The 16,334-nt window shown below is 71.1% G+C and carries 17 protein-coding genes; 15 read left to right on the forward strand and 2 right to left on the reverse strand.

Features of this window, described 5'->3' with window-relative positions; all coding sequences use genetic code 11:
* The first annotated feature begins 60 nt into the window (after nucleotides 1-60).
* Nucleotides 61-621 (forward strand): hypothetical protein, encoded by a 561-nt coding sequence (locus GL263_RS07690; RefSeq protein ID WP_182854839.1) that lies wholly within the window; start codon nucleotides 61-63, stop codon nucleotides 619-621.
* A 24-nt stretch (nucleotides 622-645) separates the two neighbouring features.
* On the opposite strand, the gene GL263_RS07695 is transcribed toward GL263_RS07690, so the two are convergent.
* Complete coding sequence (locus tag GL263_RS07695) at nucleotides 646-945, reverse strand: ferredoxin (protein WP_182854840.1); 300 nt, start codon at nucleotides 943-945, stop codon at nucleotides 646-648.
* A 252-nt stretch (nucleotides 946-1,197) separates the two neighbouring features.
* Between GL263_RS07695 and arc the strand changes: the two genes are divergently transcribed.
* The 5 genes from arc to prcA all read left to right on the forward strand — a co-directional run bounded on the left by arc (nucleotide 1,198) and on the right by prcA (nucleotide 7,181).
* Nucleotides 1,198-2,964, forward strand: coding sequence for a proteasome ATPase (gene arc / locus GL263_RS07700; protein ID WP_182854841.1), 1,767 nt, complete (start codon nucleotides 1,198-1,200; stop codon nucleotides 2,962-2,964).
* 270 nt (nucleotides 2,965-3,234) lie between these two features.
* The gene (gene dop / locus GL263_RS07705) at nucleotides 3,235-4,746 is read left to right on the forward strand and encodes a depupylase/deamidase Dop (protein ID WP_182854842.1); all 1,512 of its coding nucleotides are present in this window, start codon (nucleotides 3,235-3,237) and stop codon (nucleotides 4,744-4,746) included.
* A 204-nt stretch (nucleotides 4,747-4,950) separates the two neighbouring features.
* The gene (locus GL263_RS07710) at nucleotides 4,951-5,169 is read left to right on the forward strand and encodes a ubiquitin-like protein Pup (protein ID WP_182854843.1); all 219 of its coding nucleotides are present in this window, start codon (nucleotides 4,951-4,953) and stop codon (nucleotides 5,167-5,169) included.
* Nucleotides 5,170-5,459: 290 nt separating this feature from the next.
* Nucleotides 5,460-6,305, forward strand: coding sequence for a proteasome subunit beta (prcB, locus tag GL263_RS07715; RefSeq protein WP_182854844.1), 846 nt, complete (start codon nucleotides 5,460-5,462; stop codon nucleotides 6,303-6,305).
* Between the two features lie 24 nt (nucleotides 6,306-6,329).
* Nucleotides 6,330-7,181, forward strand: coding sequence for a proteasome subunit alpha (gene prcA, locus GL263_RS07720; RefSeq protein WP_323379290.1), 852 nt, complete (start codon nucleotides 6,330-6,332; stop codon nucleotides 7,179-7,181).
* Nucleotides 7,182-7,262: 81 nt separating this feature from the next.
* Here the strand turns inward: prcA and GL263_RS07725 are convergent, their stop codons facing one another.
* A complete protein-coding gene (locus GL263_RS07725; RefSeq protein WP_182854845.1) occupies nucleotides 7,263-8,291 on the reverse strand; it encodes a LacI family DNA-binding transcriptional regulator in 1,029 nt (342 codons plus the stop codon).
* Between the two features lie 89 nt (nucleotides 8,292-8,380).
* Between GL263_RS07725 and GL263_RS07730 the strand changes: the two genes are divergently transcribed.
* From GL263_RS07730 to tatC, 9 genes are all read left to right on the forward strand, one after another.
* Entirely contained in the window at nucleotides 8,381-9,703 is a 1,323-nt protein-coding gene (locus GL263_RS07730; RefSeq protein WP_182854846.1) for an MFS transporter, read from the forward strand.
* A gap of 9 nt (nucleotides 9,704-9,712) precedes the next feature.
* Nucleotides 9,713-11,074 carry a Pup--protein ligase gene (gene pafA / locus GL263_RS07735; protein ID WP_182854847.1) on the forward strand — a complete coding sequence of 454 codons (1,362 nt, stop codon included), beginning with the start codon at nucleotides 9,713-9,715 and terminating at the stop codon, nucleotides 11,072-11,074.
* 156 nt (nucleotides 11,075-11,230) lie between these two features.
* Nucleotides 11,231-12,205, forward strand: a complete 975-nt coding sequence (locus GL263_RS07740) for an FKBP-type peptidyl-prolyl cis-trans isomerase (protein ID WP_228456216.1) — start codon at nucleotides 11,231-11,233, stop codon at nucleotides 12,203-12,205.
* 59 nt (nucleotides 12,206-12,264) lie between these two features.
* Nucleotides 12,265-12,636, forward strand: coding sequence for an FKBP-type peptidyl-prolyl cis-trans isomerase (locus GL263_RS07745; RefSeq protein WP_182854849.1), 372 nt, complete (start codon nucleotides 12,265-12,267; stop codon nucleotides 12,634-12,636).
* 151 nt (nucleotides 12,637-12,787) lie between these two features.
* Nucleotides 12,788-13,741 (forward strand): helix-turn-helix transcriptional regulator, encoded by a 954-nt coding sequence (locus tag GL263_RS07750; RefSeq protein ID WP_182854850.1) that lies wholly within the window; start codon nucleotides 12,788-12,790, stop codon nucleotides 13,739-13,741.
* Nucleotides 13,742-13,754: 13 nt separating this feature from the next.
* A complete protein-coding gene (locus GL263_RS07755; RefSeq protein WP_182854851.1) occupies nucleotides 13,755-14,714 on the forward strand; it encodes a helix-turn-helix transcriptional regulator in 960 nt (319 codons plus the stop codon).
* A gap of 21 nt (nucleotides 14,715-14,735) precedes the next feature.
* Nucleotides 14,736-14,939 (forward strand): hypothetical protein, encoded by a 204-nt coding sequence (locus GL263_RS07760; protein ID WP_143646902.1) that lies wholly within the window; start codon nucleotides 14,736-14,738, stop codon nucleotides 14,937-14,939.
* A gap of 164 nt (nucleotides 14,940-15,103) precedes the next feature.
* The gene (gene tatA / locus GL263_RS07765) at nucleotides 15,104-15,397 is read left to right on the forward strand and encodes a Sec-independent protein translocase subunit TatA (RefSeq protein WP_182854852.1); all 294 of its coding nucleotides are present in this window, start codon (nucleotides 15,104-15,106) and stop codon (nucleotides 15,395-15,397) included.
* Nucleotides 15,398-15,490: 93 nt separating this feature from the next.
* A partial coding sequence (gene tatC / locus GL263_RS07770) for a twin-arginine translocase subunit TatC (RefSeq protein ID WP_182854853.1) occupies nucleotides 15,491-16,334 on the forward strand: 844 nt, incomplete at its 3' end.

Here is a 16,334-nt window from a genome sequence, read left to right on the forward strand (position 1 = left end):
CGTGTGACGTGTGGCACCATGCGGGCACCCCCGTCACCCGGCCACCAGGAGACCTCTCCCGTGCAGCCCACGGCAGGCCCGCCCCTCCCGCACACCCGCAGCCGCCTCACGCACTGGCTCGGCACGGCCGCCGCGCTGGCCGCCGTCGTGGGGGTGACCGCCGTCGTCCAGCCGGCGGGCGCGACGGCCAGCACCTCACCCGTCACCACCGCCTCGCCGGGACCGGATCCGAAGAAGGCCGCGTACCCGCTCGACTGCGGGCCCTGGAAGGTCGGCGTGGCGCACTCCGCCGCCGCCGACTTCGACGGCGACGGCTCGACCGAGACGGTCGCCGTCGTCCGCTGCGCCACCGGGACCGGCACCCCGCCCAGCGGGGTCTACGTACTCGGCCACCCGGCCGCCGGCGGCGCGCCCCGGATCGTCGCCACGCTCGTCGAGCCGGAGGACCAACTCACCGTGGACGACCTGGCGGTGCGGCGCGGCGGGATGACGGCCACCGTGCGCGGCTACTCCTCCGACGACGTGCCGCGCTGCTGCCCGGACCTCGAGCGCGAGGTGAGCTGGGGCTGGCGGGACGGCCGGTTCGCGGTGCTGGCGTCCCCGTCCGCCACGGCGGTCTGACGCCGGGGCCCGGCTCCGAGGTGATCAGTCGGCGTCGGGGCCGTAGACCTCGACGCCGTCCGCGGCACGGCGCACGTGGATGCACTCGCCCGGGCACTCCCTGGCCGAATCCACGACGTCCTTCAGCAGCGGGAGCGGCACCGGTACCGTCGCCCCGGCCTCCGTCCGCAGCTCGTCGTCGGCGTCCTTGACGTAGGCCAGGCCGTCGATGTCCAGCTCGAAGACCTCAGGCGCGTACTGGGCACAGATCCCGTCACCGGTGCACAGGTCCTGGTCGATCCAGACCTCGAGCTCGCCGGTAGCGGTGTCGTCCTGCACGGTCATGTCGCCTGCCGTTTCCTGCGTGGGTGCCAATTGGAGCCAGCCCTGACGGGTGTTGACCACATCGACCTTACAACCGGCTCGGAAACGATGTTGTTCGGACGTCGTGGAAGTGGGTATTCACCTGGCGTGAGGGAGCGCGCAAGGGTGAAGATCAGACACACCCCGACAGTCTTTGTGATCTAGGGGTTTCAACCGCCGCAGGCCCAGGTAGGGTCTGGAAGCGTCCAGCTCCCCCTGGAGGAGGTGAGGACCGTGGCAGCCCACGACGACGACATCAACCGCGGCACCCGGCCCGGTCGGGGCTCTGAGGACCCGGCCGCGCAGGTTGCCTACCTTGAGCAGGAGATCGCCGTCCTGCGCCGCAAGCTCGCCGACTCTCCGCGGCATACTCGGATTCTCGAGGAGCGGATCGTCGAGCTCCAGACCAACCTGGCCGGCGTCTCCGCGCAGAACGAGAGACTGGCCAACACCCTGCGTGAGGCCCGCGACCAGATCGTGGCCCTGAAGGAGGAGGTCGACCGGCTGGCCCAGCCGCCCGCCGGCTTCGGCGTCTTCCTCCAGGCCAACGAGGACGGCACCGCCGACATCTTCACCGGCGGCCGGAAGCTGCGGGTGAACGTCAGCCCGAGTGTCGAGCTGGAGGACCTCCAGCGCGGCCAGGAGCTGATGCTGAACGAAGCGCTCAACGTCGTCGAGGCGATGGAGTTCGAGCGCGCCGGCGACATCGTCACGCTCAAGGAGGTGCTGGAGGACCGGGAGCGTGCCCTGGTCGTCGCGCACACCGACGAGGAGCGGGTGGTCAAGCTCGCCGAACCCCTGCTGCACACGACGCTGCGGGCGGGCGACGCCCTCCTGCTGGATCCCCGCTCGGGCTACGTGTACGAGGTGGTGCCCAAGAGCGAGGTCGAGGAGCTCGTCCTCGAAGAGGTGCCGGACATCGACTACACCCGGATCGGCGGGCTCGGTGGCCAGATCGAGCTGATCCGGGACGCGGTCGAGCTCCCGTACCTCTACCCCGACCTGTTCAAGGAGCACGAGCTGCGGCCGCCCAAGGGCGTGCTGCTGTACGGCCCGCCCGGCTGCGGCAAGACGCTCATCGCCAAGGCGGTCGCGAACTCGCTGGCCAAGAAGGTCGCCGAGGTGACCGGCCAGCCCGCCGGCAAGAGCTTCTTCCTCAACATCAAGGGCCCCGAGCTGCTCAACAAGTACGTCGGCGAGACCGAGCGGCATATCCGCCTGGTCTTCCAGCGGGCGAGGGAGAAGGCCAGCGAGGGCACGCCCGTCATCGTCTTCTTCGACGAGATGGACTCCCTCTTCCGCACCCGCGGCTCCGGCGTCAGCTCGGACGTGGAGAACACCATCGTCCCGCAGCTGCTCTCGGAGATCGACGGTGTGGAGGGCCTGGAGAACGTCATCGTCATCGGCGCCTCCAACCGCGAGGACATGATCGACCCGGCCATCCTCCGTCCCGGCCGGCTGGACGTGAAGATCAAGATCGAGCGTCCGGACGCCGAGGCGGCCAAGGACATCTTCTCCAAGTACCTCACGCACCGACTGCCCATCCACGCCGACGACCTCGCCGAGCACGGCGGGGACGGCCAGGCGGCGGTGGCGGCCATGATCCAGTCGGTCGTGGAGCAGATGTACGCCGAGTCCGAGGAGAACCGCTTCCTGGAGGTCACCTACGCCAACGGTGACAAGGAGGTCCTGTACTTCAAGGACTTCAACTCCGGGGCGATGATCCAGAACATCGTCGACCGCGCCAAGAAGATGGCCATCAAGGCGTTCCTCGACCAGAACCAGAAGGGTCTGCGCGTCTCCCACCTGCTCGCCGCCTGCGTCGACGAGTTCAAGGAGAACGAGGACCTGCCCAACACCACCAACCCGGACGACTGGGCCCGGATCTCCGGAAAGAAGGGCGAGCGGATCGTGTTCATCCGCACGCTTGTCACCGGAAAGCAGGGCGCGGACACCGGCAGGTCGATCGACACGGTGGCGAACACCGGTCAGTACCTGTAGCGACAACCCCGTCCGGCTGCGGCCGCCCGTCCCGGGCTGCCGCAGCCGGAACATTTCCCACCAGCTTTTCCAGGGAGCGCCTGTTCGCGCAGCGCTCTTTTTGCAGGCGCGGCCCGCCCGGTGATTACCGACTCGGCCGAAGGCGTCCTAGGCTTTCCTGGCAGGCGCCGAGAACGCCCGGTGTCGGAGTTTCCGCCGCACCGGACGGACGCGCGCAGCGGACTGTGGCCCCGGTCCGACGACGAGCCGGGGTGTGGCGAGGAGGGCCGCATGACCGTACGGCGAGTAATGGGCATCGAGACGGAGTACGGCATCTCCGTGCCTGGGCATCCCAACGCCAACGCGATGCTCACCTCCTCCCAGGTCGTCAACGCCTACGCGGCGGCGATGCACCGGGCCCGCCGCGCGCGGTGGGACTTCGAGGAGGAGAACCCGCTGCGGGACGCCCGCGGCTTCGACCTGGCGCGCGAGTCCGCCGACGCCAGCCAGCTCACCGACGAGGACATCGGTCTGGCGAACGTCATCCTCACCAACGGCGCCCGGCTCTACGTGGACCACGCCCACCCGGAGTACAGCGCGCCCGAGGTCACCAACCCGCTGGACGCCGTCCTGTGGGACAAGGCGGGCGAGCGGATCATGGCCGAGGCCGCCGTCCGGGCCGGTGAGGTCCCCGGGGCCCAGCCGATCCTCCTCTACAAGAACAACACCGACAACAAGGGCGCCTCCTACGGCACCCACGAGAACTACCTGATGAAGCGGGAGACGCCGTTCTCCGACATCGTGCGGCACCTGACGCCGTTCTTCGTCTCCCGCCAGGTCGTCTGCGGCGCGGGCCGGGTCGGCATCGGGCAGGACGGCGGCGCGCACGGCTTCCAGATCAGCCAGCGGGCGGACTACTTCGAGGTCGAGGTCGGCCTGGAGACGACGCTCAAGCGCCCCATCATCAACACCCGGGACGAGCCGCACTCGGACGCCGAGAAGTACCGCCGCCTCCATGTGATCATCGGCGACGCCAACCTCTCGGAGATCTCCACATACCTCAAGCTGGGCACGACCTCGCTGGTCCTGGCCATGATCGAGGACAACTTCATCGCCGTCGACCTGGCCGTCGACCAGCCCGTGCGCACCCTGCACCAGGTCAGCCACGACCCCTCGCTGCGCCAGCTGGTCACGCTGCGCAGCGGCCGCACACTCACCGGCGTCCAGCTCCAGATGGAGTACTACGAGCTGGCCAGGAAATACGTGGACGAGCGCTGGGGCGCCGACGCCGACGAGCAGACGAAGGACGTGCTCGCCCGCTGGGAGGACGTGCTGGGCCGGCTGGAGCGGGACCCGATGAGCCTGTCGGGCGAGCTGGACTGGGTGGCCAAACTGGAGCTCATGGAGGGCTACCGCCGGCGGGACGGACTGGACTGGGACGCCGCCCGGCTCCACCTGGTGGACCTCCAGTACGCCGACGTACGGCCCGACAAGGGCCTGTACAACCGTCTGGCCGCCCGGGGCAGGATGGCCAGGCTGGTGACCGAGGAGGACGTGCGGCGGGCCTGCGGCAAGCCGCCGGAGGACACCAGGGCGTACTTCCGGGGGCGCTGCCTGGAGCAGTACGCCGACGACGTGGCGGCCGCCTCCTGGGACTCGGTGATCTTCGACCTCCCCGGGCGCGACTCGCTCCAGCGGGTCCCCACGCTGGAGCCGCTGCGCGGCACCCGCAAGCACGTGGAGGCGCTGCTCGACCGCTGCGAGACGGCGGAGGAACTGGTCCGCGCTCTCTCCGGCAGATGACGGGTCCCCTCCGGCAGGTGACGGGCGCGCTCCGCGGCAGGTGGGGCGCGGGTGATCGAACCGGAGTCGATCTCGGAGGTTCCGATCGGCGTGTCCCGGGAATCAACGAGGTGGTTCGAGAGCTTTGAGGAAATGAAGGGCCGAATGTCAGTCCCTGCTTATAGGGTCTGATCTTGAACGTCGAATCCGAGCGGGGTGAGGTAGATGGCGACCAAGGACACCGGCGGCGGACAGCAGCGGGCGACTCGTTCGACCGAGGAAACCGAGGAGCAGACCCAGGACGCGACGGTCTCGGAAGACCTCAAGGAACGCCAGGAGGCCCTTTCCGACGACGTGGACTCCGTCCTCGACGAGATCGACGACGTCCTCGAGGAGAACGCGGAGGACTTCGTCCGGAGCTTCGTGCAGAAGGGCGGCCAGTAAGCGGCGACGCTCCGCCCCGGCGCCGGTCCCACCGGCGCCGGGGCGGCCGGCCCCTCCCGGCCCACGGCGGCGCGGCGGTCTCGACGCCCGCGTCGCCGTCCGACGCGCGCGCCCGGCGGCTCGGCCGGGTTACCGGGCTGTTCGCAGCTCGCGGAAGCTCACCCGAACGGGGTGGAACTCGATCAACGTGCGGGTAGGGTCCGAGGCAGCACCCGTCCCGGTCGCGGTTCGGACCGGGCGGTCCCAGGTTCCCGGCCGCCGCCCGCGGCCGCATACGTGGAAGGAAACGCGTGGAAGCCAACATTGGTAGCACCGGGCGTCTACCGGCCGCCTTCCTGACGCCCGGCTCGTCCTCGTTCATGGACTTCCTGGCCGAGCACGCGCCGGAGCAGCTCCCCGGCAACCGGCCGCTGCCGCCCGTGCAGGGGGCGGTGCAGGCGCCGCACGGCACGACGATCGTCGCGGCGACCTTCCCCGGCGGCGTGGTACTCGCCGGCGACCGTCGGGCGACCATGGGCAACATGATCGCCCAGCGCGACATCGAGAAGGTCTTCCCCGCCGACGAGTACTCGGCGGTCGGCATCGCCGGCACGGCCGGCCTCGCGATCGAGATGGTCAAGCTCTTCCAGCTGGAGCTGGAGCACTTCGAGAAGGTCGAGGGCGCGCAGCTCTCGCTCGAGGGCAAGGCGAACCGCCTGTCCACCATGATCCGCAGCAACCTCGGCATGGCCATGCAGGGCCTCGCGGTCGTCCCGCTCTTCGTCGGCTACGACACCGACCGCGACCAGGGCCGGATCTTCTCCTACGACGTCACCGGCGGCCGCTCCGAGGAGCTGGGCTTCGCCGCGGTGGGCTCCGGCTCGGTCTTCGCGCGGGGCTCGCTCAAGAAGCTCCACCGGGGCGACCTCTCCCGCGAGCAGGCCGCCACGGTCGCCGTGCAGGCCCTCTACGACGCCGCCGACGACGACTCCGCCACCGGCGGCCCCGACCTCACCCGGCGCATCTACCCGGTCGTCGCGGTGATCACCGAGGACGGCTACGCGCGGCTCACCGAGTCCGAGGTGTCGGAGATCGCCCGCTCGATCCACGAAGGCCGCCTCCAGCACCCCAACGGGCCCCAGGCCCCGGTTCTCTAAGCACAGGAAGGGACGGGAACGCCGGTGTCCACGCCGTTCTACGTATCGCCCCAGCAGGCCATGGCGGATCGCGCCGAGTACGCCCGCAAGGGCATCGCGCGCGGCCGCAGTGTGGTGGTGCTCCAGTACACCGAGGGCATCCTCTTCGTCGCGGAGAACCCGTCGCGGGCGCTGCACAAGGTGAGCGAGATCTACGACCGCATCGCGTTCGCGGCGGTCGGCAAGTACAACGAGTTCGAGAACCTGCGCATCGGCGGCGTCCGCTACGCCGACCTGCGCGGCTACACCTACCACCGCAACGACGTCACCGCGCGCGGGCTGGCCAACGTCTACGCCCAGACGCTCGGCACGATCTTCTCCAGCGGCGCCGAGAAGCCCTACGAGGTGGAGCTGATCGTCGCGGAGGTCGGCGAGGCGCCGAAGGACGACCAGATCTACCGGCTGCCGCACGACGGCTCCATCGTCGACGAGCACGGCTCCGTCGCGGTCGGTGGGAACTCCGACCAGATCGGCTCCTACCTCGACCAGCGGCACCGCGACGACATGACGCTCCCCGAGGCGCTGAAGCTCGCCGTGGAGGCGCTGGGCCGGGACAACAACGGCGGCGAGCGCACGCTGACCGCAGACCAGCTCGAAGTGGCGGTGCTGGACCGCGGCCGGCCGCAGCAGCGCAAGTTCAAGCGGGTGCTCGGGCGGCAGCTGGCCCGGCTGCTCGACCCGGGCGCGACGACCGCGGACGCCTCGGAGGTCGCGGCCTCCGACACCGACGGCGACGCCGAGCCCGACGACACGGCGACCGGCGGCACGGGCCCCGACACGACGGGCCCCGACACCACGGGCCCCGACACCACGGGCCCCGACACCACCGGGTCCTGACCGGCGCGCGGGTCCGACGCCTGACGTGACCACCGCCCGCGCGGTCACGTCAGGCGAAGCCGCGCGGTCGGCCCGAGCGGATCAGCCGCTTGGCGGCGGGGCGCAGGAGCCCCGCCGTACCAGGCTCACCGGCAGTACGGCCGTACCGGGGTCCTGGCCGTCCAGCACGGCCAGCAGCGCCCGCATGCCCGCAGCGCCCACCTCCCGGGCGGGCAGGCGCACGGTGGTCAGCTCCGGTTCCAGGGCGACGGCGAGCGGAAGATCGTCGAAGCCCGTCACCGACACGTCCTCGGGCACCCGTAGGCCCAGCCGGCGGGCCGCCTTGTAGGCGCCGGCCGCCAGCAGGTCGTCGTCGCAGACGACGGCCGTGGGGCGGGGAGCGGCCTCCAACAGCTCCAGGGCCGCGCGAAGCCCGTCGGCCACGTCCAAGCGCGCCGCGCGGCGTGTCGGCGGCGGCGCGCCCGCGTCCGTCAGCGCACGGGTGAGGCTCGCCGCCCGCTCGTCGAAGGTCCAGCTGGGCACGGCCGCCGCCAGGTGTGCGACCCGCCGGTGGCCCAGCCCCAGCAGGTGGTCGGCCACCTGCCGTATGCCGTCGGCGATCGCCAGGTTCACCGTGCCCGCCGCGGGCGTGGAGCCGGGTTCGCTGTCGAGCATCACCAGCGGCAGCCCGCCTCCCTGGAGCCCGCCGCGCTGGAGCCCGGTCAGCGCCTCCGCGGCCATCGACGAGGCGATGACGCCGTCGAGCGCCGCCCGTGCGGAGCTGAACGGGTCCCGCGCCGGCCCGATACCCTCGGGGGAGGGGTAGAGCACCACGCCGAAGTCGTGCTCGGCCGCCACCTCGGCCGCGCCGAGATGGACCTGGGCGAAGAAGTCGCTGGTCAGGGCTGGTACGACCAGCAGCGCGGTGCGGGTGCTCCCGGTACGCAGGCTTCGGGCGGCGAGGTTGGGCCGGTAGCCGAGGCGGTCGGCGGCCGCCCGGACGGCGTCCGCCGTGCGCGGGGAGACCCGGCCCCGCCACTTGTCCCCGAGCACCAGGGAGACCGTGGCCTGGGAGACCCCGGCGGCCTTGGCGACGTCGCGGCTGGTGGGCCGTGGGGAGGAAGTGCTCACACGCGCTCCGGCTGTTTTCCGTTGGACCTCGGGACGCCGTCATGGTACGTATGACGGCAGCACGTTATACGTAACACCTGGAGGGTTGGATGAGCGGGACAGCGCGGTCGGGCACCGGCTACGCCGAACTGCTGCGCGCACGGCACGTCACCCGGCTGCTGCTGGGCACCCTGGTCGGGCGCCTGCCGAACGCGACCGCGCACGTCGCCATCGTCCTGTTCGTCCGCTCCGAGGGCGGCAGTTACACGCTCGCCGGAGTGCTCGCCACCGTCTACGGGCTGGCCACCGCCGTCGGCCAGCCGCTCCTCGGCCGGGCTGTCGACCTCGTCGGCCAGCCCCGCGTGATGCTCCCGGCGGCGCTCCTCTCCGCGCTCGGCATGCTGGCGTTCGCGGCGATCGGCATCGAACCGCTCGCGCTCGCGGCGGCCGCCGTGCTCGTCGCCGGGCTGTTCACCCCGCCGCTGGAGGGCGGCCTGCGGGCGCTGTGGCCCAGCGTCCTGGGCCGGCAGGACCGGGTGCACCGGGCCTACGCGCTCGACTCCGTCGCCCAGGAGGTCATGTTCACCATCGGCCCGCTGGTGGTGACGCTTGCCGTTGCCCTGTGGTCCGAGGCCGGCGCCCTGCTGGTGATCAACGTGATCGGCGTGCTGGGCGCCCTCTCGGTGGTCGCCTCGGAGCCCTCCCGGAAGTGGCGCAGCGCCCCGCGCGAGGCGCACTGGCTGGGCGCCCTGCGCTCCCCCGGACTGCTGGCGCTGCTCGGCGCGTTCCTCTTCGTCGGGATGGCGCTCGGCTCCATCACCGTCGCCGCCGTGGCCTACGCCGACGGCGAGCACGGCGTCGGCACCAACCTCGTCTACGCACTGCTCATGTCCGGCATCGGCTTCGGCGCGCTGGTCGGCGGCCTCGCCTACGGCGCCCGGGACTGGGCCGGCCCGCCCGAGCCGCGGCTGCGGGTCCTCATCGGACTGCTGGCGGTCGGCTACCTGCCGCTGCTGCTGGTACCCGGGTACCTCGCGATGACCGCGCTGGCCTGCCTGGCCGGGCTCTTCCTCGCCCCGGCGCTCAGCTGCGCCTTCGTGGTGGTCGACCGCCACGCGCCGCGGGGCACGGTCACCGAGGCGTTCTCCTGGCTGGTCACCACCTTCGGCGTGGGCGCGGCACTGGGCACCGCGGTGGTCGGACCCGCCATCGAGGGCGGCGGCGTCGTCGGAGGGTTTGTCGTCCCGGGCGCCGCGGGCGCGGCCGCGCTGCTGGTCCTGCTGGCGACCCGCCGCGCGCTGTCGGAACCGCGAGAGCCCGCCACGCCGGACACCGCTCAGGTCCTCACACCGCCCTCCGCCCCGGGCGCCACCGGGGAAAACGAAACGAACCGCCCGAGCGAACCCGGTTTCAGATCACGTCATCAGGCGTAATGTTCATGCATGGACCGCCGAATCTTCGGGCTGGAGAACGAGTACGGCGTCACATGCACGTTCCGGGGTCAGCGGCGGCTGTCCCCAGACGAGGTGGCGCGGTACCTCTTCCGCCGTGTCGTGTCATGGGGCCGCTCTAGCAACGTGTTCCTGCGCAACGGCGCCCGTCTCTACCTCGACGTGGGCTCGCACCCGGAGTACGCCACTCCGGAGTGCGACAACGTGACCGAGCTGGTCACCCACGACAAGGCGGGCGAGCGCATTCTCGAGGGGCTCCTCGTCGACGCCGAACGCCGGCTGCACGAGGAGGGCATCGCCGGCGACGTCTACCTGTTCAAGAACAACACCGACTCCGCCGGCAACTCCTACGGCTGCCACGAGAACTACCTCGTGGCCCGCCACGGCGAGTTCTCCCGGCTCGCCGACGTCCTCATCCCGTTCCTCGTCACCCGGCAGCTCATCTGCGGCGCCGGCAAGGTGCTCCAGACGCCGCGCGGCGCCGTCTACTGCGTCAGTCAGCGCGCCGAGCACATCTGGGAGGGGGTCAGCTCGGCGACCACCCGCTCCCGTCCGATCATCAACACCCGCGACGAGCCGCACGCCGACGCCGAGCGCTACCGCCGGCTGCACGTGATCGTCGGCGACTCCAACATGTCCGAGACGACCATGCTGCTGAAGGTCGGCGCCACCGACCTCGTGCTGCGCATGATCGAGGCGGGCACGGTCATGCGCGACCTCACCCTGGAGAACCCGATCCGGGCCATCCGCGAGGTCAGCCACGACACCACCGGGCAGCGCAAGGTCCGGTTGGCCAGCGGCCGGGAGGCCTCCGCGCTGGAGGTCCAGCAGGAGTACTACGAGAAGGCCGCCGACTTCTGCGACCGCCGCGGCATCCGCACCGGGCTGACCGAGCAGGTCCTGGAGCTGTGGGGCCGCACCCTGGAGGCGGTGCGGGAGCAGGACCTGGACCGGATCGGCTCCGAGATCGACTGGGTCATGAAGTACCAGCTCATCGAGCGCTACCGGGCCAAGCACAACATGAGCATGTCCAACCCCCGGGTGGCCCAGATAGACCTCGCCTACCACGACATCCACCGCCGCCGCGGCCTGTACTACCTGCTGGAACGCAAGGGCCAGGCCAAGCGCGTCTGCAACGACCTCAAGATCTTCGAGGCGAAGTCGGTGCCCCCGCAGACCACCAGGGCCCGGCTGCGCGGCGACTTCATCCGCCGCGCCCAGGAGCAGCGCCGCGACTTCACCGTCGACTGGGTCCACCTGAAGCTCAACGACCAGGCACAACGCACGGTCCTGTGCAAGGACCCGTTCCGCTCCGTCGACGAAAGGGTGGTGAAGCTGATCGCCGGCATGTGACGGTTCCAGAGTCCGGAGGCGAACCGGCGGCGGTGCGCCCGCCGCCGGTTCGCCGTCCGCGGACCCGGCACGGGTGCGGGTGCGGGCACGGGTACGGGTCGTAGAGTGAAGGCCGTCGACCACCCCCGAGCCCGAGTTGGACTGATGAAACTCAACATGAGCACACGCCGCGCGGCCGCGGCGTTGACCGCCTCCCTCTGCCTGTTCGCCACGGCCTGCGGATCGGACGACAGCAAGAACGACGCCGCGTCGGGTTCGCAGGTCAAGGTGTCCGGCGCGTTCGGCGAGAAGCCGGAGGTGGAGGTCGATTCGGACGCCAAGCCCGCCGACGAGGCGGTCGTCCAGACGGTCAGCGAGGGCAAGGGCGAGAAGGTCGAGAAGGGCGACTTCATCCGCCTGGACTTCGCCGGCTTCACCATGAAGGACGGCAAGGAGCTGGGCGGCACCTGGCCCGCCGAGGGCGAGACGGAGGAAGAGGGCACGGCGCGCCGCCAACTCGTGCAGCAGGCCGGCCAGCCCAGCCGCGAACTGCCCGACCCCGTCATGGAGGCGGTGCTCGGCCAGAAGGCCGGCAGCCGCATCACCGTCGAGGGAACGGCCGAGGCCGTTGTCGGCGAGGGCCTGAACCCGCAGGCCGGCATCGACCCCAAGGACGGACTCGTCTGGGTGATCGACGTCGTCGGCGCGGACAAGGTGGACGCCAAGGCGGAGGTCGAGGGCGACCAGGCCAAGCCGGCCGACGGCATGCCCGAGGTGAAGTACAACTCCAAGAAGGCCGCCGACATCACCGTCCCCAAGGGTGTGAAGGCCCCCACCAAGCTCAAGGAGCAGGTCCTGGTCAAGGGCTCCGGTGACGAGGTCGCGGCCGGCGACGGGCTGATCGTCCAGTACACCGGCGTCAAGTGGGAGGACGGCAAGAAGTTCGACGCCTCCTGGGACCACAACGGCGCCACCGCCTTCCAGATCGGCACCGGCTCCGTCGTGCAGGGCTGGGACCAGGGCCTGGTCGGCAAGCGGGTCGGCGACCGCGTCGAGCTGGTCATCCCGCCGAAGCTGGCGTACGGCGAGTCCGGCGGCGAGCTGGCGGAGAACACGTTGATCTTCGTCGTCGACATCGTGGGCAAGGTCTGACCCGCGTCTGCGAGACTTGCCCGACAAGCTGATCGAGAAATTCCTGTGGGAGCGATTTCGTGAACATCGACAAGCCCGAGGTGGACTTCCCCGAGGGCGAGCCGCCGGCCGACCTGGAGATCAACGACATCTGGGAGGGCGACGGTCCGGAGGCCAAGGCGGGCGACACCGTCTCCGTGCACTACGTGGGCGTGGCCTTCAGCACCGGCGAGGAGTTCGACGCCTCGTGGAACCGGGGCAAGCCGCTCCAGTTCAAGCTCGGCGTCGGCCAGGTCATCGCCGGCTGGGACCGCGGCGTGCAGGGCATGAAGGTCGGCGGCCGCCGGCGGCTGACCATCCCGGCGCACCTGGCGTACGGCGACGCGGGCGCCGGCAACGTCATCAAGCCCGGCGAGACGCTGATCTTCGTCTGCGACCTGGTCTCCGTCTGATCGACCGCCGCTCACGGCTGCGCCGCCGCACGGCAGTGCCACCTCGGACGGGAGTCTCCTACCACGGGTAGGGGGCTCCCGTCCCGTGTTTGTCCTGGGAAACGCGGTAGCGGTACGGTCGTCGATCGAGACGGGCAGGAGAGAGGGCGTCATGGCGATTGCCAAGGCCGAGCGGCTGATGAATCTGGCGCTGTGCCTCCTGGGGACGACGCGACCGCTGACCAAGCGCGAGCTGCGGTCCTCGATCGAGGCGTACCTGGAGGCGGGCAACGAGGACTCGTTCAACCGCATGTTCGAGCGCGACAAGGACGATCTGCGCGAACTCGGCCTGCTCATCGAGACGGTGGAGAACTTCGAAGGTGAGGTCGGCTACCACGCGCGGCGCGACCTCAACCGGCTCCCGCCGATCTCCCTCGACGCCGAGGAGGCCGCCGCCCTCCAACTGGCCGCCAAGGTGTGGCAGCAGGCCCGGCTGGCCGGCGCCGCCTGCGGCGCGCTCCAGAAGCTCCGGGTGGCAGGCATGCCGGTGAACGACGGCCCCGAGGACGCCTACGCCGCCCTGGAACCCCGCATCCCCGCGCGGGAGGCGGCGTTCGAACCGCTCATGCTGGCCTGCCGCGACCGCCGCCCGGTCGTCTTCGCCTACCGCAGGTCCAACGCGGCCAGCGCCGAGCGCCGCCAGGTCGAGCCCTGGACCCTGGAATGCTGGCGCGGCCAGTGGTACCTCGCCGGCTGGGACCGCGACCGCGGCGACAGCAGGGTCTTCCGCCTCTCCCGGATCACCGGGCCCGTCCGCTCCCGTGCCGGGGCGTACACCGCGCCCGTGCCCGACCAGGTCCGGGTGCGCGAGACCGTGGAGCGCTGGGCGGGGGAGAGCGCCACCGGCACCGCCCGGATCCGGCTGCGCAAGGACTGCGGCTACCCGCTGCGCGCCCGCGCCCTGAACGTCCGCGACCTCGGCGAGGACTGGGACGAGCTGGAGATCCCGCACGGCCACGGACTGGACGCCTGGCTGGTCGAGTTCGGCCCCGACGTGGTGGTGCTGGAACCCGCGGAGCTGCGGGCCGACGTGGTGGACCGGCTGCGCGCCGTGGCCAAGGGCTGAGAGGACACCGGACATGGCGAGCAACGCGATCGACCAGACCAGGCGGATGCTGTCCCTGGTGACCTACCTCAAGGAACGCCCCGGCGCCCGCGTCGAGGACGTCGCCCGGGCCTTCGGCGTGACGCCCGAGGAGCTGATCGCCGACCTGAACGTGCTGCCCATGTGCGGCACCAGCTTCCGGGGCGGCGACCTGCTGGACATCGACACCGACGGTGAGCACATCTGGTGGCACAACGCCGACGCCGTCTCCTCCGGCGGCGCGCCGCTGCGGCTCGCCGCCGACGAGGCGACCGCGCTGCTGGTCGCCGCCCGCGCGGTGGCGACGCTGCCCGGGCTGCGGGAGGGCGACCGCGAGGCGCTGGTACGGGCCACCGCCAAGCTGGAGGCGGCCGCCGGGGAGAACGCCGGCGCCAGCTCCCGCGTCTCGGTGACCTTCGAAAGCGAAGGCGGCGTCTTCGCCGAGGTCGACCGGGCCATCAGCGAGCGCCGGCGGCTGTGGCTGCGCTACTACTCGCCCTCCCGGGACGAGCTGACCGAGCGCGAGGTCGACCCCGTCCGGCTTTTTGTCCTCGGCCACACCTACATGGAGGCCTGGTGCCGGCTCTCCGAGGCGCGCCGGACCTTCCGCCTCGACCGGGTGGCGGAGATCCGACTGCTGGACGAGTCGGCCGACCCGCCCGCCGTCACCCCGCGCGACCTGTCCGCCGGGCTGGTGCAGCCCTCCCCCGAGGACCCGGAGGTGGTCGTCGAGGTGGGCCCCGGCGGCCGGTGGGTCGCCGAGTACTACCCGCACGACAGCGCCGAGGAGCTGCCCGACGGCGGTCTGCGCATCACGCTGCGCACCCCCGACCCCGCGTCGCTGCGCCGGCTCGCGCTGCGGCTGGGCCGCGACGGCCACATCGTCTCGCCCCCCGAGCTGGCCGACGCCGCCCGGGACGCCGCCCGCGCGGCACTCGCCGCCTACGACGGCTGAACCGTCCACTAGGCTCCTGGCATGCTCTGGCCGATGTTGTTCGTCACGCTCGCCTTCTGCGGGATCGCCGTGCTGGGGGTGCTCGCCGTACGGGTGGGCCTCGAGGTGAGGCGCTTCTCCCGCGCGGTGGCGGACAGCTCCGAGCGGATCACCCGCGCCGCCGAGGACCTGGAGCGCGCCGCGGGACCGCTCGCCGCCGGGGCCGACGCGGTACGCCGGCACTGAGAAGTGGCCTCCTGGCCGGGCCGCCGACGGGCTTCAGCCACGGTACGCGCGCACATTGCCAGGCGTTTACCGCCGCGCGTTACGATGAACTGGCCCTGGGCTGATCGGGCGCACTCGCCGCTCAGCCGACAACGGTATCCCCGCCTCGGTGAGAAGGTAGACATATGTTCGGTCAGATCGGTCCGTGGCAGCTGGTCATCATCATCGCCCTCATCGTGCTCATCTTCGGCGCGAAGCGACTGCCGGACGCCGCGCGCAGCCTGGGCAAGTCGCTCCGCATCCTCAAGAGCGAGACGTCCGCGATGAAGACGGACGGCGCCTCGTCCTCCGAGGCGAGCAAGTCCTCCGAGGCGGGCGACAAGCAGGCCGACCCGGCGCCCCGCACCATCCAGGCCGCCCCCGGCGACGTCAGCAGCTCCCGCCCGGTGGAGGAGCCGAACCGCACGAACCAGGGCTGACCGCCCCGCACGCTCCGGCGGCCCGCCGCCGCCTGACCGGGCCCGTGGAGGCCCGGTCGTCACGAGATCCGCCTTTTCGCTTAAGGACGTGGGGTGCTCAAGTCCGCCCGCAAGAAGCCCAAGGACCCCGAGGGGCGGATGCCCCTGGTGGAACACCTGCGCGAGTTGCGCAACCGGCTGGTCAAGGCCCTTCTGGCCATCGTGCCGCTGATGATCGTCGCGCTGTTCTTCGCGAAGGACATCATCGCCTTCATCAGCGAACCCGTGCCGCAGTGTAAGACCGAGCTGGAGGCGGCCGCCCGGCAGGGACGGTGTGCGGTCCTCTCCCAGATGGGGCTGACGTCTCCCTTCACGACCTTCGTCAAGGTGTCACTGATCGCCGCCCTGGTGGGTGCGGCGCCGGTCTGGCTCTACCAGATGTGGGCCTTCCTCGCCCCCGGGTTGCACGCCAAGGAGAAGAAGTACGCGCTGTCCACGGTGGTGTTCGGCACTCCGTTGTTCCTCACCGGCGCCTACCTCGCCTACTGGGTGCTGCCGCACGCCGTCCCCGTCCTGCTCAGCTTCAGCATCGACGGCTCGACGAACTACATCACCGTCGACGACATGATCGACATCTCCGTGAAGCTGGTGCTCGCGTTCGGCTTCGCCTTCCAGCTGCCCCTTGTGCTCATCCTCCTCAACAGGGGCGGCGTCCTCTCCGGTGAGCGGATGCTCGGCTGGTGGCGCGGCATGGTCATGGGTATCGCGATCTTCGCCGCGATGGTGACGCCGACCGACCCGGTGTCGATGCTGGCCCTGGCGGGGCCGATCACCGCGCTCTACTTCGGCGCGACGGGCTTCGCCCTGCTCAACGACCGCCGACGGGCGAAGCGGAACCCGGACGCCCATCTCTCCGACGACGAGGCCTCCGACCTCGACCTCACCCCCGCGCCCGTCC

It is taken from the genome of Streptomyces durbertensis, assembly GCF_014156695.1.
Classification (GTDB): domain Bacteria; phylum Actinomycetota; class Actinomycetes; order Streptomycetales; family Streptomycetaceae; genus Streptomyces; species Streptomyces durbertensis.